26 protein-coding genes are annotated in these 25,590 nt (G+C 62.4%); 14 read left to right on the forward strand and 12 right to left on the reverse strand.

Going from position 1 to position 25,590, the window contains the following annotated elements; all coding sequences use genetic code 11:
* Positions 1-18 precede the first annotated feature (18 nt).
* Positions 19-171 carry a hypothetical protein gene (locus NKH37_RS02190; protein ID WP_023717791.1) on the forward strand — a complete coding sequence of 51 codons (153 nt, stop codon included), beginning with the start codon at positions 19-21 and terminating at the stop codon, positions 169-171.
* A gap of 55 nt (positions 172-226) precedes the next feature.
* Here NKH37_RS02190 and gyrA read toward each other — a convergent pair whose 3' ends face one another.
* Positions 227-3,037 carry a DNA gyrase subunit A gene (gene gyrA, locus NKH37_RS02195; protein WP_353040771.1) on the reverse strand — a complete coding sequence of 937 codons (2,811 nt, stop codon included), beginning with the start codon at positions 3,035-3,037 and terminating at the stop codon, positions 227-229.
* Positions 3,038-3,185: 148 nt separating this feature from the next.
* The gene (locus tag NKH37_RS02200; RefSeq protein ID WP_353004222.1) at positions 3,186-4,010 is read right to left on the reverse strand and encodes a helix-turn-helix transcriptional regulator; all 825 of its coding nucleotides are present in this window, start codon (positions 4,008-4,010) and stop codon (positions 3,186-3,188) included.
* 86 nt (positions 4,011-4,096) lie between these two features.
* Here NKH37_RS02200 and NKH37_RS02205 point away from each other — a divergent pair, with 86 nt between their 5' ends.
* Together NKH37_RS02205 and NKH37_RS02210 are read left to right on the forward strand one after the other, a co-directional pair.
* Positions 4,097-4,627 (forward strand): hypothetical protein, encoded by a 531-nt coding sequence (locus NKH37_RS02205; RefSeq protein ID WP_352908358.1) that lies wholly within the window; start codon positions 4,097-4,099, stop codon positions 4,625-4,627.
* 74 nt (positions 4,628-4,701) lie between these two features.
* A complete protein-coding gene (locus tag NKH37_RS02210) occupies positions 4,702-5,331 on the forward strand; it encodes a MarC family protein (protein WP_023717795.1) in 630 nt (209 codons plus the stop codon).
* Positions 5,332-5,339: 8 nt separating this feature from the next.
* Here the strand turns inward: NKH37_RS02210 and NKH37_RS02215 are convergent, their stop codons facing one another.
* Both NKH37_RS02215 and NKH37_RS02220 read right to left on the reverse strand, forming a co-directional pair.
* Complete coding sequence (locus NKH37_RS02215) at positions 5,340-5,762, reverse strand: OsmC family protein (RefSeq protein ID WP_023717796.1); 423 nt, start codon at positions 5,760-5,762, stop codon at positions 5,340-5,342.
* A 122-nt stretch (positions 5,763-5,884) separates the two neighbouring features.
* Entirely contained in the window at positions 5,885-6,397 is a 513-nt protein-coding gene (locus tag NKH37_RS02220; RefSeq protein ID WP_023717797.1) for a single-stranded DNA-binding protein, read from the reverse strand.
* Positions 6,398-6,605: 208 nt separating this feature from the next.
* Here NKH37_RS02220 and NKH37_RS02225 point away from each other — a divergent pair, with 208 nt between their 5' ends.
* The 9 genes from NKH37_RS02225 to NKH37_RS02265 all read left to right on the forward strand — a co-directional run bounded on the left by NKH37_RS02225 (position 6,606) and on the right by NKH37_RS02265 (position 14,254).
* Complete coding sequence (locus tag NKH37_RS02225) at positions 6,606-6,995, forward strand: cupin domain-containing protein (protein WP_353004220.1); 390 nt, start codon at positions 6,606-6,608, stop codon at positions 6,993-6,995.
* Between the two features lie 81 nt (positions 6,996-7,076).
* Entirely contained in the window at positions 7,077-7,391 is a 315-nt protein-coding gene (locus NKH37_RS02230) for an ArsR/SmtB family transcription factor (RefSeq protein WP_023717799.1), read from the forward strand.
* Positions 7,388-7,912, forward strand: coding sequence for an SRPBCC family protein (locus NKH37_RS02235; protein WP_023717800.1), 525 nt, complete (start codon positions 7,388-7,390; stop codon positions 7,910-7,912). The genes NKH37_RS02230 and NKH37_RS02235 overlap by 4 nt, the downstream gene beginning before the upstream one ends.
* A gap of 26 nt (positions 7,913-7,938) precedes the next feature.
* Positions 7,939-8,544, forward strand: a complete 606-nt coding sequence (locus NKH37_RS02240) for an ATP-dependent Clp protease proteolytic subunit (protein WP_352482251.1) — start codon at positions 7,939-7,941, stop codon at positions 8,542-8,544.
* An 84-nt stretch (positions 8,545-8,628) separates the two neighbouring features.
* Positions 8,629-8,922: a hypothetical protein gene (locus NKH37_RS02245; RefSeq protein ID WP_352789227.1), complete on the forward strand. Its 294-nt coding sequence runs from the start codon at positions 8,629-8,631 to the stop codon at positions 8,920-8,922.
* A 697-nt stretch (positions 8,923-9,619) separates the two neighbouring features.
* Entirely contained in the window at positions 9,620-12,541 is a 2,922-nt protein-coding gene (gene uvrA, locus NKH37_RS02250; RefSeq protein WP_353004218.1) for an excinuclease ABC subunit UvrA, read from the forward strand.
* Positions 12,541-12,951, forward strand: coding sequence for a DUF302 domain-containing protein (locus tag NKH37_RS02255; protein WP_023717804.1), 411 nt, complete (start codon positions 12,541-12,543; stop codon positions 12,949-12,951). Before uvrA ends, NKH37_RS02255 begins: the two co-directional genes overlap by 1 nt.
* Entirely contained in the window at positions 12,948-13,418 is a 471-nt protein-coding gene (locus NKH37_RS02260; protein ID WP_352494576.1) for a GNAT family N-acetyltransferase, read from the forward strand. The genes NKH37_RS02255 and NKH37_RS02260 overlap by 4 nt, the downstream gene beginning before the upstream one ends.
* 29 nt (positions 13,419-13,447) lie before the next feature.
* Positions 13,448-14,254, forward strand: coding sequence for a DUF72 domain-containing protein (locus NKH37_RS02265; protein ID WP_352494575.1), 807 nt, complete (start codon positions 13,448-13,450; stop codon positions 14,252-14,254).
* 45 nt (positions 14,255-14,299) lie between these two features.
* On the opposite strand, the gene NKH37_RS02270 is transcribed toward NKH37_RS02265, so the two are convergent.
* From NKH37_RS02270 to urtA, 6 genes are all read right to left on the reverse strand, one after another.
* Positions 14,300-14,500: a hypothetical protein gene (locus NKH37_RS02270; RefSeq protein WP_023717807.1), complete on the reverse strand. Its 201-nt coding sequence runs from the start codon at positions 14,498-14,500 to the stop codon at positions 14,300-14,302.
* Between the two features lie 206 nt (positions 14,501-14,706).
* Positions 14,707-15,402 carry an urea ABC transporter ATP-binding subunit UrtE gene (gene urtE / locus NKH37_RS02275; protein ID WP_126041867.1) on the reverse strand — a complete coding sequence of 232 codons (696 nt, stop codon included), beginning with the start codon at positions 15,400-15,402 and terminating at the stop codon, positions 14,707-14,709.
* A 70-nt stretch (positions 15,403-15,472) separates the two neighbouring features.
* Entirely contained in the window at positions 15,473-16,219 is a 747-nt protein-coding gene (gene urtD, locus NKH37_RS02280) for an urea ABC transporter ATP-binding protein UrtD (protein ID WP_353004216.1), read from the reverse strand.
* Positions 16,220-16,226: 7 nt separating this feature from the next.
* Complete coding sequence (gene urtC / locus NKH37_RS02285; protein WP_352494574.1) at positions 16,227-17,459, reverse strand: urea ABC transporter permease subunit UrtC; 1,233 nt, start codon at positions 17,457-17,459, stop codon at positions 16,227-16,229.
* Positions 17,456-19,072, reverse strand: a complete 1,617-nt coding sequence (urtB, locus tag NKH37_RS02290) for an urea ABC transporter permease subunit UrtB (protein WP_353004214.1) — start codon at positions 19,070-19,072, stop codon at positions 17,456-17,458. The genes urtC and urtB overlap by 4 nt, the downstream gene beginning before the upstream one ends.
* Before the next feature lie 100 nt (positions 19,073-19,172).
* Positions 19,173-20,483: an urea ABC transporter substrate-binding protein gene (gene urtA / locus NKH37_RS02295; protein WP_353004213.1), complete on the reverse strand. Its 1,311-nt coding sequence runs from the start codon at positions 20,481-20,483 to the stop codon at positions 19,173-19,175.
* Positions 20,484-20,784: 301 nt separating this feature from the next.
* On the opposite strand from urtA, the gene NKH37_RS02300 reads away from it, so the two are divergent.
* Positions 20,785-21,180, forward strand: coding sequence for a hypothetical protein (locus NKH37_RS02300; protein ID WP_353004212.1), 396 nt, complete (start codon positions 20,785-20,787; stop codon positions 21,178-21,180).
* 50 nt (positions 21,181-21,230) lie between these two features.
* On the opposite strand, the gene NKH37_RS02305 is transcribed toward NKH37_RS02300, so the two are convergent.
* Both NKH37_RS02305 and cckA read right to left on the reverse strand, forming a co-directional pair.
* Positions 21,231-21,941: a purine-nucleoside phosphorylase gene (locus NKH37_RS02305; protein ID WP_023717814.1), complete on the reverse strand. Its 711-nt coding sequence runs from the start codon at positions 21,939-21,941 to the stop codon at positions 21,231-21,233.
* A 78-nt stretch (positions 21,942-22,019) separates the two neighbouring features.
* A complete protein-coding gene (gene cckA / locus NKH37_RS02310; RefSeq protein ID WP_353004210.1) occupies positions 22,020-24,593 on the reverse strand; it encodes a cell cycle histidine kinase CckA in 2,574 nt (857 codons plus the stop codon).
* A gap of 202 nt (positions 24,594-24,795) precedes the next feature.
* On the opposite strand from cckA, the gene NKH37_RS02315 reads away from it, so the two are divergent.
* Positions 24,796-25,536 carry a hypothetical protein gene (locus NKH37_RS02315; RefSeq protein ID WP_353004208.1) on the forward strand — a complete coding sequence of 247 codons (741 nt, stop codon included), beginning with the start codon at positions 24,796-24,798 and terminating at the stop codon, positions 25,534-25,536.
* The last annotated feature ends 54 nt before the right edge of the window (positions 25,537-25,590 follow it).

Raw genomic sequence — 25,590 nt, forward strand, 5'->3', positions numbered from 1 at the left:
GCGCAGGAGAACACGCACATGCTGATCTACATGCTCGCCACCGCAATGACCGTCGCCATGCTGATCGCTACCGTATTCGGGTTGCATCAGGAAGCACAGCGAGTCCGCGCCAAGGCCAATACCAAACGGTTCGAAGGCTTCGGCATCCGCAAGCCTTATCGCCACTTCTAGATTGCTGGGTTTCTTGAGAACGCCGGCCCATAGGGCTGGCGCCGTCGCGGCAAACTCACTCGACGGTAGTGTCAGGCTCCCCACCTTCGGCATCGGTAGCAGCGCCACCTTCAGCATCGACACTCTCTTCGATCTCTTCGTCGGCTTGCGGCTCTGAAATCCGCTCCACCGAAACGACCTTCTCGCCCTCTGCGGTATTAAAGATCGTAACGCCCTTGGTGGCGCGGCTGGCAAAACGAATGCCGTTGACCGGGACGCGGATGACGGTGCCGCCATCCGAAACCAGCATGATCTGATCGTCATTGCCGACCGGGAAAGTCGCCACCAGGCGGCCGATTTCGGCCGTTTTCGACACGTCGGTGGCGCGGATACCCTTGCCGCCACGGCCGGTCAGACGGAAATCGTAGGACGACGAACGCTTGCCGTAGCCATATTCCGTAACCGTCAGCACGAACTGCTCATGTGCCTTGAGGAATTCGTAGCGCTCGTCGGAAAGCTCCGCCTCTTCGCCGACCTCCTCATTGGTAAGCTGGATTTCTTCCTCCTCACCGGCGGCAATGTCGACGACAAGCCGGCGTTCAGCCACCACCCGCTTGAGGTAGGCGGCCCGCTCGGCCGGCGGCGCATCGACATGCTCGATCACCGCCATCGAGATCACCCGGTCGCCATCGGCCATGGCTATGCCGCGTACACCGACCGAATTGCGGCTCTGGAAGACGCGTACGTCGCTGACCGAAAAGCGAATGCACTGGCCGGAACTTGCCGTCAAAAGCACGTCGTCATTGTCGGTGCAGGTTTCGACGCCGAGGATCTCGTCGCCTTCCTCGTCCAGCTTCATGGCGATCTTGCCGTTGCGGTTGACCTGGACGAAGTCCGAAAGCTTGTTGCGACGCACCGTGCCGCGCGTGGTGGCGAACATCACGTCGAGCTCGCCCCAGCTCGTCTCATCCTCCGGCAGCGGCATGATGGTGGTGATGCGCTCGCCCTGTTCGAGCGGCAGCATGTTGATCAGCGCCTTACCGCGCGATTGCGGGTTGCCGATCGGGAGGCGCCAGACCTTTTCCTTGTAGACGATACCGCGTGAGGAGAAGAACAGCACCGGCGTGTGCGTGTTGGCGACGAACAGCCGGGTGACGAAATCCTCGTCCTTGGTCGACATGCCGGAGCGGCCCTTGCCGCCGCGGCGCTGCGCCCGGTAGAGCGACAGCGGCACGCGCTTGATGTAGCCGGAATGGCTGACGGTGACGACCATGTCCTCGCGCTGGATGAGGTCCTCGTCTTCCATGTCGGCCCCGCCCTCGGCGAGCTCGGTGCGGCGCGGTGTGCCGAACTCGTCGCGCACGGCGATGAGTTCGTCCTTGACGATCTGCTGGATGCGGGCGCGGGACGACAGGATGTCCAGGTAATCCTTGATCTCGTCGCCGATCGTATTCAGCTCGTCCGCGATCTCGTCGCGGCCGAGCGCGGTCAGGCGCTGCAGGCGCAGTTCGAGGATGGCGCGGGCCTGCTCCTCGGAGAGATTGTAGGTTCCGTCCTCGTTGATGCGATGGCGCGGATCGTCGATCAACAGAATCAGCGATTCCACGTCGCCCGAAGGCCAGCGCCGCTCCATCAACTGCTCGCGCGCCGTCTGCGGGTCCGGCGCCGTGCGGATCAGCTTGATGATTTCATCGATGTTGGCAACAGCAATGGCAAGGCCGACCAGCACATGGGCGCGGTCGCGCGCCTTGCGCAGCAGGAATTTCGTGCGCCGGCTGATCACCTCCTCACGGAAGGCGACGAACGCCTTCAGCATGTCGGTCAGCGTCAGCAATTCCGGCTTGCCGCCGTTCAGCGCCACCATATTGGCGCCGAAGGACGTCTGCAGCGGGGTGAAGCGGTAAAGCTGGTTGAGGATGACATCGGCGACGGCGTCGCGCTTCAGTTCGATAACGACGCGGTAACCCTGGCGGTCGCTCTCGTCGCGAATGTCGGAAATGCCCTCGATGCGCTTATCGCGCACCAGCTCGGCCATCTTCTCGATCATCGACGCCTTGTTCACCTGGTAGGGAACCTCGGTGATGACAATCGATTCACGGTCGTTGCCGCGTGGCTCGACGTTGACGCGGCCGCGCATGACGATGGAACCGCGGCCTGTCGAATAGGCGCTGTAGATGCCGGAGCGGCCAAGCACGATGCCGCCGGTCGGGAAATCCGGTCCAGGAATGATCTCCATCAGCGCCGGCAGGTCGATCGCCGGATTGTCGATGAGGGCAATGGCGCCGTTGCAGACCTCGCCCAGATTGTGCGGCGGGATGTTGGTGGCCATGCCGACGGCGATACCGCCGGAGCCGTTGACCAACAGGTTCGGGAAGCGCGCCGGCAGGACTTTCGGTTCGCTGCCCGACGCATCGTAAGTGTCCTGGAAATCGACGGTGTCCTTGTCGATGTCTTCCAGCAACTCATGCGCGACCTTGGTCAGCCGCGATTCCGTGTAGCGCATCGCCGCCGGCGGATCGCCGTCGATCGAGCCGAAATTGCCCTGCCCGTCGATCAGCGGAACGCGCAGCGACCAATCCTGCGCCATGCGCACCAAAGCGTCATAGATCGAGGCGTCGCCATGCGGATGGTATTTACCCATCACGTCGGCGACCGGGCGTGCCGATTTCACATATTTGCGGTTCCAGTGATAGCCGCTCTCATAGGCGGCGTAGAGGATGCGGCGATGCACCGGCTTGAGGCCGTCGCGCACGTCCGGCAGCGCACGGCTGACGATTACGCTCATGGCGTAATCGAGATAGGAGCGCTGCATCTCCTCGATGATGGATATCGGCTCGATGCCGGTGGGGCCGCCGTCGGCGCCGCGCGGTGTCTTTTGGTCGGTCAAATCGGATCACAATCTAATCAGGAATCACTTGGTGCTTATATAGGAAGCCGGCCCGAAACTCCAATAATCGCGGCAGTTTTCCAGTGTCGTTTTTAGCGGCAAATTCAAAAGGATACACCAATTGCGACGATATGGCCGTGGCACCCTTTCACGAGCGTCGCCGGCGGGCGCGATAAGTTCCCGGCGTCTCGCCCATCAGCCGCCGGAAACGGCGGTTGAAGGTTGATAGATCGTTGAATCCCGCCGCAAAGGCGATCGCCGAGATCGCCTGATCTGACGTCCGCAGCCGCACGGCTGCCCTGTGCAGCCGCGCTCTCAGCAGGAACTGATAGGGCGTCATGCCGGCAACGTGCCGGAAGGTGCGCAGGAAATGGTAAGGGCTGGTGGCGGTCTCGTCGGCGAGTTCGGCAAGCGAGATCGGCCGGTCGGCATCGATTTCGATGCGGCGCACCGCTTCGGCGACACGCTTCTGGTCACGGCGACTTGGCGCCCGTCCCCGATCCGTATCGCCGCAAGCCGCTGTCACGGCTGCGCCGGCAATGCGCAGGGCGAGTTCCTCGAACGCGCCGGTGTCGGCCATCTCGCGCGCCGCCTCCGCTTCGGCGAGCAGCGGCACCAGCGCCGACAAAGGCGGCAGGCGCGGCATGCTGAAATCAAGCTGCTTTGCGCCCGCGTCGGCGACGATCCGCTCCATATAGGCCAGTCCGAAATGGAAGGAGAGGCAGCGGTCGCCGGTGCCATGCTCATGCCCGCATTCGTAGCAGGTGCCGGGATTGCCGAGCAGGAGCGCGCCCGGCGTCAGCATCGCCGTGCCCTGGCGCGCACGATAGCGGAACGTGCCGCTGGTCACGGCGGCGACGCAGAAATCCCGATGCTCCTCCTCGAATGGCCTGTCGGCGGCACTAGCGGTGCAGACGACATCCAACACCTGCCAGCCTCGGCCCGACGCCAGCCTATGCGCGCTCGTCGTCATCGCCGAAACATAGCAATTTTTCCCAAGCGCAGAACCCCGGTCGGCCTCTATGCTTACCGGTCTCCTGACAAGATGAGAGCGAAGCCATGTCCAATTCCTTTGCCAAGGCCCTGCACAGCGATGGGCCCGTACCGGCCCTTGCCGAGAAACTGAACCTTTATGGCCGCTTCGTCGGCGCCTGGACGTTCGACGCCACGCGCCATCTCGAGGACGGCCAGGTGCTGACCGGGCGCGGCGAAGTGCATTTCGGCTGGGTGCTCGAGGGCCGCGCGATCCAGGACGTATGGATCCTGCCCGCTCGCGACGCCGGCCCCTCGCCGTCGCTCGGCAAATGGACCTTCTATGGCACGACGTTGCGCGTCTATGACTCAGGCGTCGACGCCTGGCACATCTTCTGGAGCGACCCGCGCAACCAGTATTACAGCCGCCAGCTGGGCCGCGTCGAAGGCGACACGATCGTCCAATTGGGCGCAGACGGCACCGGCGCTTCGGTACGCTGGAGCTTTTCCCGGATCACCGGAGATTCCTTCCGCTGGCTGGGCGAGCGGTCGTATGACGACGGCGCGGCCTGGCGTGTCGAAGTCGAGTTTCTGGCGCGGCGCGCCGCCAGCCCCTGATCCGCACGGTTTCCACTGGCACCGCTTTGCTCTACCAATCCCGTTATCCGGCATTGCCGGCGGGGAGGGTCAGCATGCCGAGCTTCGACAGCCTGTTCAACGCCTTCGTCACCATACTGGTGACGATCGATCCGCCCGGCCTGGCGCCGCTCTTCCTCGCCGTGACCCGCGGCATGAACCGCGAGGAGCGCAACCAGGTCTCCGTGCGCGCCTCGGTCATCGCCTTCCTGGTGATGGCGTTGTTCGCAGTCGCCGGCGCGTCGATCCTGTCAGTCTTCGGCATCACCCTGCCGGCCTTCCGCGTCGCCGGCGGCTTTCTGCTGTTCTTCATCGCCTTCGAAATGGTGTTCGAGCGCCGGCAGGACCGCAAGGAGAAGATCGGCGATGTCGCCATCACCAGGGACATGATCCACAACATCGCCGCCTTTCCGCTGGCGATCCCGCTTATTGCGGGTCCCGGCGCGATTTCGGCGACCGTCCTGCTCTCAAGCTCGTTTCAGGGTTTTAGCGCGCAGACAGCACTTGTCGGCATCATCGCGATCTGCCTTGTCATCACCTACCTGGTGTTCGTGCTGTCAGAGCGCATCGACCGTATCCTCGGCCAGACCGGCCGTTCGATCCTCACGCGGCTGCTTGGCGTCATACTGGCGGCGCTCGCCGTGCAGTTCGTCGCCGACGGCATCAAGGCACTGATGGCGACGTAGGAACCGCCCTACTTCGCCGTCTCGATCACTTCGAAGTCATGGGTGATCACGGCGGTCTTGGCCATCATTGCCGAGGCCGAGCAGTATTTCTCGATCGAAAGCTCGATCGCGCGCTTTACCTTGTCGTGCGACAGCGCCCGGCCCTTGACGACGAAATGCATGTGGATGCGGGTGAACACCTTGGGATCGGCTTCTGCACGGTCGGCATCGAGTTCGACGACGCAATCTTCGACCGCCTCGCGCCCCTTTTCCAGGATATGGACCACGTCATAAGCCGAACAGCCGCCGGTGCCGATCAGCACCAGCTCCATTGGGCTCGGCCCCGGCGTCTTGCCCTCCGGCCCGAACGCAGTGCCTAGCACCAGCTTGTGCCCACTGGCGGACTCGCCGACGAAAGTGCGCTCCTCGACCCATGTGACCCTTGCTTTCACTGATCCGTCCTTTCACCGCTCAAACGCACAACGTCCCGAAAATCCAAGACAGATTTTCGGGACGCCATTTCGTGGCCAAGGTGCTGGCGCTTTTCGCCGCAAGGGCAGTCCGCCCCGAGAAATCAGAACGGGATTTCGTCGTCCAGTTCGCGCGACGAACCACCGCCGGTGCCCTTGTTGGCGCCACCGCGATTGAAACTTTCTCCCGGGCCGGACTGGCCGAAATCGGACCCGCGGCTGGCACCACCACCGGCATAGTTGCCGACCTGGCCGCCGCCCTCGCCCCGTGCATCGAGCATCTGCAGCTCGCCGCGGAATTTCTGCAGCACGATTTCGGTCGTATAGCGGTCATTGCCGGTCTGGTCCTGCCACTTGCGCGTCTGCAACTGGCCCTCGACGTAGACTTTCATGCCCTTCTTCAGATACTGCTCGGCCACCTTGGCGATCTGATCGTTGAAGATCACGACATTGTGCCACTCGGTCTTTTCCTTGCGCTCTCCGGAAGTCTTGTCGCGCCAGCTTTCCGACGTCGCGATGCGGATGTTGACAACCGGGTCACCCGAATTCAGGCGGCGGATTTCAGGGTCCGCCCCGAGGTTGCCCACCAGAATGACCTTGTTGACGCTACCCGCCATGATACTTCTCCGCGCTCATCCGAAACCAGATTTCCGTCGCTGCACCTTACAGGCTATGGATAAGCCCTGCCTGCCGTCGCTGCCTTTTCCCACAACGTTTTTGTTCTCTTTTCGTTCTATAGTACAGGCCCTGCACTGTCAATAGTTGTCAGCAAGAAGTAGTGTCTTGGCGTCGAATTTCCACAGACCATGGGATCGAGGCGAACGCATGAAGACGGTTGCGCATGACGATCAGCCGCAAGAAGAATGGCGGGCGGGGGTAAAGACCCGAATGCATGTCTCGGCCCACAACGGCGCAACTCAACTTTGCATATTCGAACAATGGGTCGAACCAGCGGTTGGCGCCCCGACACATTGGCACCCGGTCGAGGAAGTGCTTACCGTCATCGCTGGCAAGGCCGAGATGTGGATCGACGAAGAGCATGTCGTCTTGACTGCCGGACAGTCGCTTGTTGTTGCCGCGCGCAGGCGACATGGCTTCCGAAACGTCGGCTCCGAAATGCTTCATATCCATGCCGTGCTCGCGTCACCAGTTTTCGAGGCGACGTTCAACGGATCCCCTGACATGGTGAGACGCTGGCTTCCAGCGAGTTTGTAAAACCTCGCCCGTCTTAAAAAACACCGCCTGTCTTAAAAACACGGCTTGCCAAACCGATAAGTATCGACTTATGCTTTTGACATGATCGAAGCAGAGATTTTTCGGGCACTGGCCGATCCGACGCGTCGCGCCGTCTATGAGCGGCTCGCCGGCGGCGAGATGACGGTGTCGGAACTGCGCACTGGCATGCCGGTATCGCAGCCGGCGGTATCGCAACACCTCGCCGTGCTGCGCGGCGCCGGCCTCGTGGTCGAGCGCCGGGCCGGTCGCAACGCCTATTACCGCGCCGATCCGAAGGGGCTTGCGCCACTGCTCGGCTGGATCGAACGCTACCGCGCGTTCTGGCCAGAGCGCATCGAAAGGCTCAAGACGGTTTTGAAGGACATGGACCAATGACCAGCCGAGGCAAAGAACGCGCGGAAATGGCGGCAGACAAGATCGAGTTCGAGTGCGAGCTGCCGGAGCCGCCGGAAAAGGTGTGGCGGGCGCTGACGGTGCCGGACCTGCTCGCGGCCTGGATGATGCCGAACGACATTGAACCAAAGATCGGTAGCCGCTTTGCCTTTAAAGCGCCGGAGGCGCCGATCGAATGCGAAATCCTCGACGCCGATCCCGGACGGCTGCTGCGCTATTCCTGGCGAGAACGGCCGGCGCCCGGCGATACACAGGCGCCGCCCGGCAGCCCGGTGGACAGCCCAATGGACGACAGCCCGGTGGACAGCATCGTCACCTTTACGCTCGATCGCACCGTTTCCGGCGGCACGCATCTGCGCATCGTCCATGATGGTTTTGCTCGGGCAGCGATGCCGGAGATCGCGATGGCAGGCGCCGGCTGTCGGCTTTCGTTTGAAGCGCGCAATCCCAGGCACAAGCAGATCGCCGCCAACATCCCGCGCCTCTTCCTGCGCGCGGCCTGAACGACAATAGTCAACGGAGAGAAACGATGAGCGGCCTTGCCAATCTGGTGCCGATGGTGATCGAGCAGTCGAGCCGCGGCGAACGCGCCTTCGACATATTTTCGCGGCTGCTGCGCGAGCGCATCGTCTTCATCAACGGCCCGATCGACGACGGCACCTCGGCGCTGGTCTGCGCCCAGCTTCTGTCGCTGGAATCCGACAATCCCGACAAGGAGGTCTCGCTCTACATCAACTCGCCGGGCGGCGTGGTGACCAGCGGTTTCGCCATCTACGACACGATGCAGTACATCAGCTGCCCGGTCTCCACCGTTTGTATGGGCTTCGCCGCCTCGATGGCCTCGTTCCTCTTGATGGCGGGCACGCCGGGGCGGCGCATCGCATTGCCCAACGCCAGCATCGTGCTGCATCAGCCTCTAGGCGGTTTCCAGGGCCAGGCCTCCGACATCCAGCGCCATGCCGAGGGCATCCTTCGCACCAAGCGGCGCATGACCGATCTTTACGCCCAGCATTGCGGCCGCACCTACGAAGAAGTGGAACGCACGCTCGACCGCGACTTTTTCATGACCGCGCAGGAGGCCAAGGATTGGGGCCTCGTCGACCATGTTTTCGACACTCGCAAACAGGCCGCGTGAAGCACCTTCGAAGCGATATAAGGGCCGGCAACTTTCAGCGCCGCCGGTCTGGCTTCGGCGCTATCGCCGCACTATAGTCAGGTGATGACCGCCAGCCGTTCACCCAGCCTATACCTTGCCATTGCCGCCATTGTGGGCACGAACATGCTGGTGGGCACGGCATTTGCCCAAGATAATTCGACGTCGGCGCAAAGGGGCGCCCTGCCCGGTGTGACCAGCGACTATCGCATCGCCGAGCCAGCGCTGCAGCCCGAGCCCGACGGGGCGGTTCCCAGCAGCGGCTACGGCACATTCAAGATCGGCGATACCGAAGTTCGGATTTCCGGTAGCATCACCATCGATGTCGCCACCGGCGGGATCAGGCCTCCCAGCCGCTAAGTTCGCCTGGTATGCACCGCAAATGTGCGCTTCAAACGAACAGCCCCGCCATTGCTTGTGCAACTGACGGGGCTTCTTGGATCTAAAATCCAAATTGCCGGGAATGTACTGCCGGCTTTTTATTTCGGATGCTTCGCGGCATTCAGCCGACGATCCGACTAGCAGTCTCTGATTGTTGTGGGGATCGGCAGGTCAACGTTGGCAGGTAGCGCTAAACGCCTGACCTGGCTACTTATACCTGCCGCGGCTCCAGCGACACGTGGAGCCTCAAGGAACTATCCGGTGGAGTCATGCCTCTGCTCTCCTTCTGTTCGTTGTGACTGTCGTCGTCGAAGCGCTCATCGCATAACCCGCGGCGTCTCGCAGGCTAGCCCCAGGCCGCGAGGCCATCGAAAGACGGCCGGCTTCGTTGACGTTTGGAGTCTGCCCCCGTGACGCATGGACGTCAACCTTGAATAGCCGATTACCAAAAAATGTGATCGCGAGATGCATTGTGAAGCCGGCTGTACGGGCAGCTTTTGTCAGGAGCGTGTTCGGCCTTTGTTCTTTCCGCTTGCCCGTTCGCGCGAAAGGCGGTTAAACGCATTGGTCGAGAGTTGTGGCGTCTCTCGAAAAGGCGGCGAAATTACCTACATAGGGGGTGGTCGGGAAAACCCGCCCATCCCACGAATTCCAGATTCTGAGGCGGCGACCGGCGATGGCCGACCATAAATATCTCTCCATTCGCGGGGCACGCGAACACAATCTGAAGAATGTCGATCTCGACCTGCCGCGTGACAGCCTGATCGTCATGACCGGGCTGTCGGGGTCCGGCAAGTCGTCGCTTGCCTTCGACACCATCTATGCCGAAGGCCAGCGCCGCTATGTCGAGAGCCTTTCGGCCTACGCACGGCAATTCCTCGAGATGATGCAGAAGCCGGACGTCGACCAGATCGACGGCCTGTCGCCGGCCATCTCCATCGAGCAGAAGACCACCTCGAAGAACCCGCGCTCGACGGTCGGCACCGTCACCGAGATCTACGATTATATGCGGCTTTTGTTCGCCCGCGTCGGCATCCCCTATTCGCCGGCCACCGGCCTGCCGATCGAGAGCCAGACGGTTTCGCAGATGGTCGACCGGGTGCTTGCGGTCGAAGAGGGCACCCGGCTGTTCATCCTGGCACCGATGGTGCGCGGCCGCAAAGGCGAGTACCGCAAGGAACTGCTCGAGCTGCAGAAAAAGGGTTTTCAGCGCGTCAAGGTCGACGGCGTCTTCTACGAGATCGCCGACGTGCCGGCGCTGGACAAGAAGTACAAGCACGACATCGACGTCGTCGTCGACCGCATCGTCGTGCGCGGCGATCTGGCGACGCGGCTCGCCGATTCCATCGAGACCGCGCTGAAGCTGGCCGACGGGCTGGCGGTGGCGGAATTTGCCGACAAGCCGCTCGACGCCAGCCAGACAGGCGAGGATTCGGTCAACAAGTCGAAAAACGAGACGCATGAGCGCATGCTGTTCTCGGAAAAATTCGCCTGCCCGGTGTCCGGCTTCACCATTCCCGAGATCGAGCCCAGGCTGTTCTCGTTCAATAATCCGTTCGGCGCCTGCCCGACCTGTGACGGGCTCGGCAGCCAGCGCGCCATCGATGCCAGCCTGGTCGTGCCCGACGAGAATGTCTCGCTGCGTGCCGGCGCCGTCAGCCCGTGGGCGAAGTCGACCTCACCCTATTATGCGCAGACGCTGGAAGCGCTGGGCGTTGCCTATGGCTTCAAGCTCGGCGACAAGTTCAAGGATTTGAGCGAAGAGGCAAAGCAGGCCATCCTGCACGGCACTGGCGAGCGCGAAATCGCCTTCCAGTATGATGACGGGCTGCGCTCCTACAAAACGACCAAGACCTTCGAGGGCGTCGTCCCCAATCTCGAGCGCCGCTGGAAGGAAACCGAATCCGCCTGGATGCGCGAGGAGATCGAGCGCTTCATGTCGGCCACGCCCTGCCCGGCCTGCCGCGGCTACCGGCTGAAGCCCGAGGCGCTCGCAGTCAAGATCGCCGGCAAGCACATTGGCGAGGTCACCGAGCTGTCGATCCGCAAGGCTGACCAGTGGTTCACCGATTTGCCTGCTTCGCTTAACGACAAGCAGAACGAGATCGCAGTGCGCGTGCTCAAGGAAATCCGCGAGCGGCTGCGCTTCCTCAACGATGTCGGTCTCGACTATCTGACGCTGTCGCGCAACTCCGGCACGCTGTCGGGCGGCGAGAGCCAGCGCATCCGCCTCGCTTCGCAGATCGGCTCCGGCCTGACCGGCGTGCTCTACGTGCTCGACGAGCCGTCGATCGGCCTGCATCAGCGCGACAATGCCCGCCTGCTCGACACGCTGAAGCATCTGCGCGACATCGGCAACACGGTCATCGTCGTCGAGCACGACGAGGATGCCATCCTGCATGCCGACTACGTCGTCGATATCGGCCCGGCCGCCGGCATCCATGGCGGTCACATCATCGCCCAGGGCACACCGCAGCAGATCATGGCGACTCCCGCCTCGATCACCGGCAAATATCTGTCGGGCGAGCTCGAAGTGGCGACGCCTGCGGTTCGGCGCGAGGCGAAAAAGAACCGCCGGCTGAAGATCGTCGGCGCGCGCGGCAACAATCTGAAGAACGTCACCGCTGAAATCCCGCTCGGCACGTTTACCGCCGTCACCGGCGTGTCCGGCGGCGGCAAGTCGACCTTCCTGATCGAGACCTTGTTCAAGGCGGCGTCACGCCGCATCATGGGCTCGCGTGAGCATCCTGCCGATCACGACCGCATCGAAGGGCTGGAATTCCTCGACAAGGTCATCGATATCGACCAGTCGCCGATCGGGCGCACCCCGCGCTCCAACCCTGCAACCTATACCGGCGCCTTCACGCCGATCCGCGACTGGTTCGCCGGCCTGCCGGAGGCCAAGGCGCGCGGCTACCAGCCGGGCCGTTTCTCGTTCAACGTCAAGGGCGGCCGCTGCGAGGCCTGCCAGGGCGACGGCGTCATCAAGATCGAGATGCATTTTCTGCCCGACGTCTATGTCACCTGTGATGTCTGCCACGGCAAGCGCTACAACCGCGAGACGCTCGACGTGCTGTTCAAGGGCAAGTCCATCGCCGACGTGCTCGACATGACGGTCGAGGAAGGCGTCGATTTCTTCGCCGCCGTGCCCGGCGTGCGCGACAAGCTGGAGACGCTGAAACGGGTCGGCCTCGGCTACATCCATGTTGGCCAGCAGGCGACGACTTTATCGGGCGGCGAAGCGCAGCGCATCAAGCTCGCCAAGGAACTGTCGCGCAAGGCAACCGGCAAAACGCTCTACATCCTCGACGAACCGACCACCGGCCTGCATTTCCACGATGTCGCCAAGCTGCTTGAAGTGCTGCACGAGCTGGTCGACCAGGGCAACACGGTCGTCGTCATCGAGCACAATCTAGAGGTGATCAAGACCGCTGACTGGGTTCTCGATCTTGGCCCCGAAGGTGGTGACGGCGGCGGCGAGCTGGTGGCGTCCGGCACGCCGGAGGACATCGTTCGCGAAAAGCGCAGCTATACCGGGCAGTTCCTGAGGGAATTGCTGGAGCGGCGCCCCGGAGGCAAGCGCGAAGCGGCGGAGTGATGGCAAAGAACGGTCTCATCACGGTCCAAAGCAGCTTCGGCGTGGCCGAAACCATCGATCGCCTGGTCGAGACTGTGGAACGTGCAGGATTGCTGGTCTTCGCCCGCATTGACCACGCCGCCGGTGCGCGCAATGTCGAAACATCACTGCGTCCAACCCAACTCCTGATTTTCGGCAATCCCAAAGGCGGTACGCCACTGATGCAGGACCGGCAGCTTGCCGGCATCGATCTGCCGGTCAAGGCGTTGGCCTGGGAGGACGAGCAAGGCAAGGTCTGGCTCTCCTACAATGACGCACACTGGCTGGCGGAACGCCACGGCTTGGGCGACGCTAGTCGCAATGCCGTCGCTGCGATCGCCGCCGGCATGGACAAGGTGATTGCGGCCGCTGCCGGCGCGGGCCAGTTTTGATCATGAGAGCCGCTCGGGCCGATGATCTCCCTACGGTGATCTCGCTCACCACCGACGCCTACGCGCCCTACACTGCCCTGTTCGGAGCGCCGCCGATCCCCGTCACCGAGGACTATGCGCCGCGCATAGAACGCGGCGAGGTCTGGCTTTCGGAGCAGTACGGACAGCCGGCCGGCCTGATCGTTCTCGAACGGCACGATGACCACACAGTGATCTTCAGCGTCGCCGTTGCGCCCGCCTTTCAAGGCAAGGGTTTCGGCATAGCGCTGCTCGACTGGGCCGAGCAACAGACGCGCCTGTGGAGCTTGCCTGAAATCCGACTCTACACCAATTCCAGAATGGAACGGAACGTTTCGTTGTATAAGGCCTACGGCTTTCGCGAAACGGGTCGCCGGCCCAATCCATATCGGCCAGGATGGACGGTCGTCGACATGGCGAAAGCCGTCGAGACGACCGCCATCGCGTGATCCTTTTTCTGCAAACCGGGAGGACTACCATGACTCAATCAGGAACAATCCGCGCTGGCATGGGCGGCTGGACCTTCGAGCCCTGGGACACGTCCTTCTACCCGGACAAATTGTCGAAGGCCAAGCAGCTGAATTACGCCAGCCGGCAGGTGCCGACCATCGAGGTCAACGGCACCTATTATTCGAGCTTCAAGGAGCCGACCTTCGTCAAATGGGCCAACGAGGCGCCGGATGGTTTCGTCTATTCGCTGAAGGGCAACCGCTTCGTCACCAACCGCCGCGTGCTCGGCGAGGCCGGCGAATCGGTGATGCGCTTCCTCGGGTCGGGCGTCGCGGCACTTGGCGACAAGCTTGGGCCGATCCTGTGGCAGTTCGCGCCGACCAAGCGGTTCGACCCGGACGACTTCGAGGCGTTCCTCAAGCTATTGCCGGAGAAGCAGGACGGCGTTGCGCTGCGCCACGCGGTCGAGGTGCGCAATGACAGCTTCGTCGTGCCCGAGTTCGCCGCCTTGGCACGCAAGCACAAGGTCGCGATCGTTTTTGCTGATCATGCTAAATATCCAGCGATTGCCGACGTCACCGGCGATTTCATCTATGCGCGGCTGCAGACCGGCAGCGACGACAATCCCGATTGCTATACGCCCAAGGCGCTCGACGAATGGGCGGCCCGCGCCAAGACTTGGGCGCAGGGCAAGGTACCGGCCGAGCTGCCGCGCGCCGATCCTTCGACCGACGCGCCGGTCAAGCCACGCGACGTGTTCGTCTACTTCATCACCGAGGGCAAGGTCCGCGCTCCATTCGGCGCCATCGCGCTGATGAAGCGGGTCGCAGGCTGACGCCCCGCTGTCGGCGGTCCGGCTGGCCGGCTCCTAGATTACCGCCTATGCGGCGCGCTCGTCCGGACGCCGATCAACCCTGACGATCTCGTTGAAAGCATCGAGATCGACATAGAAGACCTTGGTGATCTCCGCGATAAGTTCGTCGTGTTCATATCCCTGCGATTTCAGAATGTTGATGGCGGTTATGATGTCGACACGCTCCGTGAGCCGTCGTTTCTGGTAGTCCTCGACATAGCGCTCCATCGTCTGGCCCTGGCTCCCAAGCACCCGAAATGTTGGACGACAACAGATCGCTGGAGGGAGCGGCTTGCGCGCAAGCGGTCCGCGCCTTCCCCTGATCTGCCAATTTGGAACTGGTACGGAAAGCGGCCGACTCACCAAGGCCAAGCAAAATCTAGCACGCAATCTTCGGCGCGCCAGAGTTGCAAAGTAATAGAATCAATAAGAATTCAGACGGTCAGGAATTTCCGCACGTCCGCCCGGTCGAGATCCTCGGCGGGGCCGGTATGGACGATCTGGCCGCGGTCCATGATATTGACCTCGTCGGCCAATTCCCGGCAGAAATCGAGATATTGTTCGACCAAAAGCACGGCAATGCCGGCTTGGTCGCGCAGATAGCGGATGGCGCGGCCGATATCCTTGATGATCGACGGCTGGATGCCTTCGGTCGGCTCGTCGAGCACCAGCAGTTTCGGCCGCATCACCAGTGCCCTGCCGATGGCAAGCTGCTGCTGCTGGCCGCCGGACAGATCGCCGCCGCGGCGCGCGAGCATCTGCTTCAGCACCGGAAACAGCTCGAAGACGTGACCGGGAATGTTGCGGTCGGCGCGCTTCAGCGGCGCGAATCCCGATTCGAGGTTTTCCCGCACCGTAAGCAGTGGAAAGATCTCCCTGCCCTGCGGCACGAATGCGATGCCCGACCGGGCGCGATCATACGCCGCGCTCCGGTCGAGCGCCTTCCCCTCGAAGGCAACACTTCCGCTCGTCAGCCGGTGATGGCCGACGATCGATCTCATCAAACTGGTTTTGCCGACGCCGTTGCGGCCGAGCACACAGGTGATCTTGCCGGCGCCGGCCTTTAGCGAGACGCCGCGCAGCGCCTGGGCGGCGCCGTAATGCAGCGTGGCATTGGAGACTTCGAGCATGGTCAGCGCTTTCTCCAACGCCTGAAAAACGAAAGGTCGAAATGATGGAACGGAACGCGCCAGACCATGCTCATCTCCCCAAGTAGACTTCGACGACGCGCTCGTCGGCCGAAACGAAGTCGAGCGAGCCCTCGGAAAGTACCGAGCCTTCGTGCAGGCAGGTAACCTTGACGCCGAGCTCGCGCACGAAATGCATGTCGTGCTCGACGACGATGACCGAATGGTCGCGCGCGATGTCTCTAAGCAGCCGCGCGGTTTCCTCAGTCTCGGCGTCTGTCATGCCGGCAACCGGTTCGTCGACCAGCAGCAGCTTCGGATCCTGCGCCAAAAGCATGCCGATCTCGAGCCATTGTTTTTGGCCATGGCTCAAATTGGCGGCGAGTTCGTCGCGCTTGTCGCCAAGCCGGATGATGCCGAGAATGTCGTCGATCTGCCGCGCTTCCGCGGCCGAGCGACGATGGAACAGTGCCGGGAAGATCGAGCGCGGGCCTTTCAGCGCCAGCATCAGATTGTCCTCGATCGTGTGGCTTTCGAAGACGGTCGGCTTCTGGAATTTACGGCCGATGCCCATCATGGCGATTTCGGCCTCGTCGTGTTTAGTCAGGTCGACCTCACCGTCGAAGAAGACCTCGCCCGCGTTGGGCCGCGTCTTGCCGGTGACGATGTCCATCATCGTCGTCTTGCCGGCGCCGTTGGGGCCGATGATCGCCCGCATCTCGCCCTTGTCGAGCACCAGCGACAGGTTGTTGATGGCGCGAAAACCATCGAACGAAACCGACACGCCGTCGAGATAGAGGATGGTGTTGCTCTTCGACATCAGGCCATCACTCCGCCGGCTGCGGTTCGGCACCGGAGGCCGACCAGTCGCCCGGCCTTCTCGCCGCCGAGCGATCGGTTTTCGGCGGCACCGGCGTGTCAGGATCGGTGCCGGCTTCCTCGGCAATCGAGGCTGCCCGCAGCGCCTTGGCATTGCCGCGCCAGGAATCCCACATGCCGATGATGCCCTTGGGCAGGAACAGCGTGACGGCGACAAACAGGCCGCCCAGCGCAAACAGCCAGAACTCCGGCAGCACGCCGGTGAACCAGGATTTACCGGCATTGACCAGAAGCGCGCCAATGATCGGTCCGACGATGGTGCCGCGCCCGCCGACGGCCGCCCACACCACCACCTCGATCGAATTGGACGGCTCGAACTCGCCAGGGTTGATGATGCCGACCTGCGGCACGTAAAGCGCACCGGCGATGCCGGCCATCACCGCCGACACGGTGAAGGCGAACAGTTTGACGTTCTCCGCCCGCCAGCCGAGAAAGCGCGTGCGGCTTTCGGCGTCGCGCACCGCCATCAAAAGCTTGCCGTATTTGGAACCGACGATTGCCCAGGTGACGAAGACGGCAAACGCGAGCATGACGGCGCTGGCCGCGAACAGCGCCGAGCGTGTCATGTCGGCCTGCACGTTGAAGCCTAGAATGTCCTTGAAATCGGTCAGGCCGTTATTGCCGCCGAAACCCATGTCGTTGCGGAAAAAGGCGAGCAGCAGCGCATAGGTCATCGCCTGGGTGATGATCGACAGATAGACGCCGGTGACGCGGCTGCGGAAGGCAAACCAGCCGAAGACGAAGGCGAGCAGGCCGGGCACCGCAAGCACCATGACCGCCGCGAACCAGAAATGGTCGAAGCCATACCAGAACCACGGCAATTCCTTGTAGTTCAGGAACACCATGAAGTCGGGCAGCAGCGGATTGCCGTAGACGCCTCGCGAGCCGATCTGGCGCATCAGGTACATGCCCATCGCATAGCCGCCGAGCGCGAAGAAGGCGCCGTGGCCGAGCGAGAGGATGCCGCAATAGCCCCAGACGAGATCGAGCGCCAAGGCGAGCAGTGCGTAGCAGAGATATTTGCCGGTGAGCGCCACGATATAAGACGGCACGTAGAAGGAACTTGTCGGCGAGACCGCAAGGTTGAGCAGCGGCACGACGATGGCGGCCGCCAGCAGGACGAAGATGGTGATGGCGACGCGACGATCGGCGCCGGCGGCAAAGAAACGTCCCGTGATCATGCTTCCACCGACCTGCCCTTGAGCGCAAACAAGCCGCGCGGGCGTTTCTGGATGAACAGGATGATCAGCACCAGGACGACGATCTTGCCGAGCACCGCTCCGGCATAAGGTTCGAGGAACTTGTTGACGATGCCGAGCGAGAAGGCGCCGACCAGCGTGCCCCAGAGATTGCCGACACCGCCGAAGACGACCACCATGAAGCTGTCGATGATGTAGCCGCGACCGAGATTGGGCGAGACGTTGTCGATCTGGCTGAGCGCGACACCGGCTATGCCGGCAATGCCGGAGCCGAGTGCAAACGTCAGGGCGTCGACCCACGGCGTCCTGATGCCCATCGAGGCGGCCATGCGGCGGTTGGCGGTGACGGCACGCATCTGCAGCCCCCAAGGCGTGCGCTTCATCACGTAGAGCAGCACCGCGAACACGCCGAGCGCGAATACCAGGATCCAGAGCCGGTTCCATGTCACGGCAAGCTGGCCGATATTGAACGAGCCGGACATCCATGACGGGTTGCCTACCTCCTGGTTGGTCGGCCCGAAGATGGTGCGTACGGCCTGCTGCAGGATCAGCGACACACCCCATGTCGCCAGCAGCGTCTCCAGCGGCCGGCCGTAGAGGAAGCGGATCAGCCCGCGCTCGATGACAAGGCCGACGAGCGCCGCCACAAGGAAGGCCAGCGGCAAGGCGATGACCAGCGACCAGTCGAACAGGCCGGGAAAGGAATTGCGGATCACCTCCTGCACGACGAAGGTCGTGTAGGCACCGAGCATGACCATCTCGCCATGCGCCATGTTGATGACGCCCATGACGCCGAAGGTGATGGCGAGGCCAATCGCCGCCAGCAGCAGCACCGATCCGAGCGATATGCCGTACCAGATATTCTGGCCGGCATCCCACAGCGCCAGCGTCGAATTGATATTGGCGATCGCCGCCGCCGCCGCGTCCTTCACCGCACCTTCGGAATTGGCCGCGACCGACGTGAGCAGCGACACCGCATCGCGATCGCCGCGCACACCGATGAGCGCGATCGCCGCCAGTTTGTCGGCCTCCGGCCTGTCGGAAACGAGAACCGACGCGGCGCGGGCCTGTTCGAGCAGCGCCTTGACGCTTGCTACGCTCTCATTGGCGATGGCGGTGTCGAGCGGCTCGATGTTTGCCGCGTCCGCCGTCTTGAACATGGTGTCGGCGGCGGCAAGGCGCACGGCCGGGTCCTTGGAGCCAAGCGTCAGTGTGCCCAGCGCGTCGCGGATGACGCGGCGCAGCGTGTTGTTGACCTTGATCTTGGTGATGTCGGCCTTGGCAGCTTCGCCCGATTTTTCGCCGGTGAGCGCATCGAGCAGCTCAATGCCGTCGCCGCTCTCCTTGCCGACAAAGACCAGTGAATCGGCCTTGCGGACGTAAAGGCTGCCCTCCGCAAGCGCCGCAAGCGGCCGTTCGACGGCCGGATCGCCGGAAGCCGCAAGCTCGCGCACGACGGCTTCGATCGCCGGAAAATTGGCGGCGTAGGCGAATTTGGCGATGACCGCGCGCAGATCTGCTTCGCTGGCGTTCGACGGCAGCAGCGCCCCCAGGAGGAGCAGCAGCATCAGGCCAATCGCGCGGATCAGGATCATCGGTTTCTGGTGGCTCTTGGAGGTTGAATGCCGCCTCCGGGCAGGCTGGAGAAGGAGCCCGCCCGGAGGCTTTGCGGTCTGGCAGGACAGACCGGGAGGATTAGTTGGTTCCCTTGCCGCCGCATTTGCCGGTGGCAACGTTGAAGTTGCCGCAGGATAGAGGCGCGCGCCAATCGGAGATCAGGTCCTTGGAATCAGGCAGGTAGTCGGACCACTCGTCGCCCATCACCAGGCCCGGCGTCTGCGAGACGGTTTCGAACTGGCCGTCGGCTTGGATTTCGCCGATCAGCACCGGCTTGGTGATATGATGGTTCGGCATCATGGTCGAATAACCGCCGGTCAGATTCGGCACCGAGACGCCGACCATGGCGTCGATGACCTTGTCCGGATCGGTGGTGCCGGCCTTCTCGACCGCCTTCACCCACATGTTGAAGCCGATATAGTGGGCTTCCATTGGGTCATTGGTGGTGCGCTTGTCGTTCTTGATGAATTTGTGCCAATCGGCGATGAACTTCTCGTTCTCGGGCGTGTCGACGCTCTCGAAATAATTCCAGGCGGCGAGATGGCCGACCAGCGGCGCGGTGTCGAGACCGGCAAGTTCTTCCTCACCAACCGAGAAGGCCATGACCGGAATATCCTCGGCCTTGATGCCCTGATTGCCGAGTTCCTTGTAGAACGGCACGTTGGCGTCGCCGTTGACGGTCGAGACGACAGCGGTCTTCTTGCCGGCCGAGCCGAACTTCTTGATTGCCGAGACTTCGGTCTGCCAGTCGGAGAAGCCGAACGGCGTATAGTTGACCATGATGTCTTCGGCAGCAACGCCCTTCGCCTTCAGATAGGCTTCAAGAATTTTGTTGGTGGTGCGCGGATAGACATAGTCGGTGCCTTCGAGCACCCAGCGCTTCACCGAGCCGCCATCCTCGCTCATCAGATAGTCGACCGCGGGAATGGCTTGCTGGTTCGGCGCCGCACCGGTGTAGAACACGTTGCGCTCGCTCTCCTCGCCCTCATATTGGACCGGGTAGAACAGGATGTTGTCGAGCTCGCTGAACACCGGCAGCACCGATTTGCGCGACACCGAGGTCCAGCAGCCGAACACCGCCGCGACCTTGTCCTTCGAGATCAGCTCCCGCGCTTTTTCTGCGAACAGCGGCCAGTTGGAAGCCGGATCGACGACCACCGCCTCGAGCTTCTTGCCGAGCAGGCCACCCTTGGCATTCTGCTCTTCGATGAGCATCAGCATGGCGTCCTTCAGCGTCGTCTCCGAGATCGCCATGGTTCCCGACAGCGAATGGAGGATGCCGACCTTGATGGTGTCGTCGGCCGCCTTGGCGGGAATGCTCATCAGCAGGCTGGCGGTGACCACGCCGGCCGAAAACATTTTTCTTATTGTCGAGAAACTGCCCCTCATACTTTTAAACTCCCAAGCTGGTTAACTGCATCGGAACAGACCATGCAACGGCTGTGCCAATCACCGGAGCAAAATCGGAGGATCTGAGATTTCCCAGCTCTGTCAGTCGGTTAATGCATTAGCCGCAGGAGATAAACCTCGCCTGCCAGGTTCGAAATGAGAAAAGATCACCCGTATCAGCCTAAGTTTTACTCATATACAGGCCAATGCCCGAATTTTGAGCAGCATCATTTGAACGCTGGCGAGGATTGCAGCGCCGCAGCGAAATGGGGCAAGTTCGAACCCTTAAACGAGCGACGCCATGGCCTTCCGAACGTCTTGCATTTTCATCACCATGCTTCTGCTGGCGACGACGACCGTAGCGCGCGCTGGCTTCAGCGACGGCAAGCTGCCGGACGGCCCCTATCATTGCGAAGTCTATCTGCTTGGCATGTTCCTCAGCCTCGGCGACATCACCATCAAGGGAAACGTCTATAGCGGTCCGGTGAGCTTCGGCACCGCGACGCAGAGTTATAATTATCAGATGGATGCAGACGGCGTGATCACCTGGCTGGGTCCGCTCGGCGGCTACACCGCCGGCGGCAACTCGATCTCGCTTACGCAAGCGACGCTGGAAAGCGGAACCACCCCCTCCTTCGACATCATCATGAAGCAGCCGGACGGTGCCTTTACCGCCTCGACCTGCACCAAACGTTGAAAAAAATATGCGCAACCTCGTGAGAATTAGCACCGGAAGGCAGAAAGCCGCTAGCTCTCCGCCGCCACGTCGAGCGCCAGCCGGGTCATATTGGTGAAAAGCCCCTGGCGTTCGGCATAGTCGGTCTGCTCGCCGGTTGCCACGTTGTCGACGACGGTCAGGATCGACAGTGCCCGGGCACCAAAATCGGCCGCGATGCGGTAGAGCGCGCTGGTTTCCATGTCCACGGCGAGCGCGCCCTGTGCCTGCGCTTCGGCAAAGCGCTCACGCCCCTGCGGATGATAAAAAATATCGCTGCAGATGGTCAGGCCGGCCCGCTGGTCGATGCCGAGTTCGGCGGCCCGGGTCAACGCCTGGGCCAACAATGCCGGATCGGGGCTGGCGTTGGCACGATAGAGCCCGAAACTCTGAACGCTTTCTGAGCTTTCACCGCGCACCGATTGCGCGATCACCAGACTGCGCAGCGCCAGCTCGGCGGTCAGCCCGCCGCAGGTGCCGGTGCGGATCAGTGTTTTCGCACCATAGAAATCCAGCAGCTCGTGCACGTAGACCAGGAATGACGGGACGCCGATGCCGGTGGACTGGATGCTGATAGGCTTGCCGCGAAACAGGCCGGTAAAACCAAGCGCGCCGCGGCGGCGGTTGACGCAGCGCGGCGCCTCCAGAAAAGTCTGCGCCATCCATTCTGCGCGCTGCGGATCGCCCGGCAGCAGCACCGTGCTTGCGTAGTCGCCCTTGCTGGCCTCGTTGTGTGGCGTCACGGCATGCTTTCCAAAACCCGTCGCCCGCCTGCAATCATGGCAGTCTCACGGCATTGCGCAAGCGGAGCATTGGAAGGGTCAGGATTCCAGCATGTCCTTGACGATCGTGGCCAATTGCTTGAGCGAAAACGGCTTGGGCAAAAAGCCGAAATGTGCGTCGGCCGGCAAGTTCTTGGCGAATGCGTCTTCCGCATATCCGGACACGAAGATGAACTTGATGTCGGGCTGCCGCTTGCGCAATTCGCCAAGCAGCGTCGGGCCGTCCATTTCCGGCATCACCACGTCCGAGACCACGATGTCGACCTTGCCGCCGAGCGCTTCGTAGACTTCAAGCGCCTCGACGCCCGACGACGCCTCGTGGACGGTGTAGCCGCGCGACTTCAGTGCACGCATGCCGCCCATGCGCACGGCGTCCTCGTCCTCGACCAGCAGCACCGTGGCCGAGCCCGACAGATCCTTGGCTGAGTCGGCGATCTTGGCAGGTGCGGCCGGCACTTCTCCAGCCTCGCCCGCCTTCCTTGCCTCCGCAATGTGCCGCGGCAGGAAGATGCGGAACACGGATCCCTTGCCGACTTCGGAATCGCAGAAGATGAAGCCGCCTGTCTGCTTGATGATGCCATAGACCATGGACAGGCCGAGGCCCGTTCCCTTGCCAACCTCCTTTGTCGTGAAGAAAGGCTCAAAGATCTTTTTCAGGACATCAGGCGCGATACCGCTGCCGCTGTCCTCGACCTCGACCAGCACATAGTCGGCCGGAGTAAGTTCGCGATAGGAAAAGGTCTTGCATTCCCCGGCGCTGACGTTGCGGGTGCGTACGGTGAGGTCGCCGCCGGCCGGCATCGCATCGCGCGCATTGACCGCCAGATTGACCACCACTTGCTCGAACTGTCCGATATCGACCCTGACCGGCCACAGGTCGCGGCCATGGTCGATCTTGAGCTTGATATCGTTGCCGACCAGACGGGCAAGCAGCATCCTTAGGTCGGCGAGCACGTCGGTCAGGTTGAGCACCTCCGGTCGCAGCGTCTGCTTGCGCGAGAAGGCCAGCAACTGCCGCACCAGCGAGGCCGCCCGGTTGGCATTCTGCTTGATGTTCATGATATCCGGGAACGACGGATCGGACGGCCGGTGGTTGGTCAAAAGCAGGTCCGAAGCCATGATGATGGCGGTCAGCACATTGTTGAAATCATGCGCGATGCCGCCGGCGAGCTGGCCGACCGCCTGCATCTTCTGGCTTTGCGCCATCTGGCCCTCGAGGGCCTTTTGCTCGGTGGTCTCGACGGCATAGACGATGGCCGATTCCTCGGCGCCCTCGCCGCCGGTGCCGTCTGCGACCGCATTGACGTAGAAGCGTATGTGGCGCTCCTCATTGCCGGGCAGCACCGTATCGATCGGCTCGATATCAGCCTGTTGCTGGCGTGCCTTTTCGAACGCCGCGGCGAAAACCGGCCGGTCGCGCTCGTGGATCACCGTATCCAGCCGCACACGCCGATCGACCGCGTCGCGGTCGACGACCGAGGAAAACAGCGACAGGAACGGCGCATTAGTGCGCAGGATGCGGCCGGCGTGGTCGACGCCGGCTATCGCCATCGGCGTCGAGTTGAAGAACCGCGTGAAGCGTATTTCCGAGGCGCGAAGGTCGGCCGAAGCGTCCTCGCCTTGCGTCCGGTTGAGCACGATGGTGCGAGTCGGGCCGTTGAGCCCCTCTCGGCTGGCCGAAACACGATGCATGAAGCGCACCGGCAGCGCCTCACCGGTCATCGTCGTCAGATCGAGATCGATAACGGCATTGCGCGTGGTACCCGCGTCGGCCTTGACCGAACGGACCAGCGCCATGCCGTCTCCGGCGACGATCTCCGGCAGCGTGATGGCGCCGGGGGTGAAGCTGGCCAGGTCGATGCCCAGCCACTCCGCAAGGGTCGCGTTGATATAGGTGACGCGGCCTTCCTGGTCGGCCGAAAAGAAACCGGCCGGCGCGTGGTCGAGGTGATCGATGGCCTTTTGCAGGTCGAGAAAGAACCGCTCCTGCTCGGCCCGTTCCCGCGAGATATCAGCAAGCTGCCAAGCAAGCATGGGCAGCCGCTGGCCTGGAACGCTGAACGCGCGGGCCCGGACGCGGTACCAGCGCGCGCCCGGTTCGGCGCCTGGCCGAATGGACTGCGCGAGCCGAAACTCGCCGTCGCCCGCCTGGCCGTCGCGCAGGCCTGACGCCAGCCGGTATATGGTCACTGAGGCCTCGGGAACGTCTGAAAGCAAACCTTCGACCGTCTTGAGGTCGGCGGCCGATTCGGCGCCCGTCATGTCGGCATAGGTCCGGTTGGCGTAGATGATACGGCCTTTGGTGTCGGTGACCAGGAGGCCTTGCGACATCGAATCGACGAAAGCTTTCGACAGTTCGTCACTTGTCGAGCGCGGCGTGACGTGCACGAAGCCGATCGCAGTGGCGAACAGAAAGCCGACGCCGATCATCGCCAAGACGCCAAGCATGCCGAGCAGGAATGGGTCGCCAAGTCGCTCGCGGAAAAGGCCGAAGACGATCGCTGCCCCCGTCAGGACGACGATGAAAACGATGAGCCGGGTGACCGCTCCCGGTCGCGTGTTCTGGTCGACGATAGGTACCGGATAGAAATCGCCGCGCGCTTCCTTGGCCATGTTCCCCCTGCTCGTGAATTCCGGTGTCGGTTGAATCATATTCTCAGGGTCGGGAAAAGGCCCGGCGGCAAATGTCCGCTAAAAAGACGCCGTTCCGCTTCTGGTGTTTCAAGCTGTTCACGAAGCGTGAAAGGCAACTTGCGGTGGCCTGCCGCAACAGTCTAGTGTCGCCTCTCTTCGAAAGCTGATTTTGGGGGAACCAATGCTGCAATGGCTGGATGGCGTGGCGGGTCCTGGTTATGCCGCGGCAATCCTGTGGACGTTTGCAGTACTTGTCCTTCTGCTTATCATTCTTCTCATCATCAGGCTGGTCCGCAGCCTGACCTTCGGAACATTCGTCGCCGGCGGCAGGAACCGCAAGACGCGGCTGGCGGTCATGGATGCCACAGCGGTCGACAGTCACCGGCGGCTGGTGCTGGTGCGCCGCGACGATATCGAGCACCTGCTCTTGATCGGTGGTCCGACCGACGTCGTCGTCGAGCGCGACATCAGGCTCTCGGCGCTGCGCCGCCCGGCATTGACCGGAGATAACAGCCACCAGCCGGCAGCAAGATCGGCTCAGACCACAGCCGCGCCGGTGAGGCAAGCGCCGCCGCAGGCGGCAAGCGTAGCCGCAACCCCTGTCCGAGCCCGCCAGACGGCGACAATGCCGGCACCGGCGCCGAAACCGGCATCGAACGTCACACCGTTGCCAAATTATGGATCCGTCAACGCCAATGCTTCACGGCATGCGCCGCCGCCGGCAAGACAGGACTCCCCGGCAAGATACGAGCCGCCGGCACAGCACGAGTCGATCGACGATGCGCTGATGAAGGAGCTGGAGGTTTCCCTCGACGAGCCACGCTTCAGCCAAACGCCGAGCAAGCCAGTGGCGAAGGCATCGCCCTCTCTCGACGACGAGATGACGAAGCTCCTCGGCGAGTTGTCCAATCAGAAAAGATAGGCTGATAGCGAACGGCCAATGAAAATGGCCGGAAAACCGGCCATTTTGAACGCT

The sequence above is a fragment of the Mesorhizobium sp. M1217 genome, assembly GCF_040318275.1.
Taxonomy (GTDB): Bacteria; Pseudomonadota; Alphaproteobacteria; order Rhizobiales; family Rhizobiaceae; genus Mesorhizobium.